The sequence below is a fragment of the Psychrobacter sp. GW64-MNA-CIBAN-0177 genome (assembly GCF_040309585.1).
Taxonomy (GTDB): Bacteria; Pseudomonadota; Gammaproteobacteria; order Pseudomonadales; family Moraxellaceae; genus Psychrobacter; species Psychrobacter okhotskensis.
This window is the reverse complement of record NZ_JBEOOY010000079.1, coordinates 1-381: the sequence shown is the minus strand read 5'-3', so window position 1 is coordinate 381 and position 381 is coordinate 1. Positions and strand designations below refer to the sequence as shown.

1 protein-coding gene is annotated in these 381 nt (G+C 45.4%); it reads right to left on the bottom strand.

Annotated features, from left to right (window positions below):
- Window positions 1–381 (bottom strand): SecD/SecF family protein translocase subunit (locus tag AAEY79_RS14250; RefSeq protein ID WP_352288894.1); only part of this gene is annotated, 381 nt, incomplete at both ends.

Sequence of the window (381 nt, the reverse complement as noted above, 5' to 3'; positions counted from 1 at the left end):
ATGGATAGCTTGTTGTACGCTGCGACCGCCAAGAAGTTCTTCACGGATACGTTCAAAAATAAGTACGTTACCGTCAACCGCCATGCCCACCGTTAATACCATGCCCGCAATACCTGGCAAGGTTAATACCGCACCTGGGATCATAGACATCACACCAACAACCATAATTAAGTTTGCCATCAATGCAAGGTTGGCAATAAAACCAAATGCACGGTAGTAAACCATCATAAATACAAGAACAACAACCATGCCCCAAATCATCGCTTGAACACCGTTTTGGATGTTTTCAGCACCTAAGCTTGGGCCAATAGTTCTTTCTTCCACAATGGTCACTGGCGCGATCAACGCTCCTGCACGTAATAATAACGCTAGGCTTTGTGC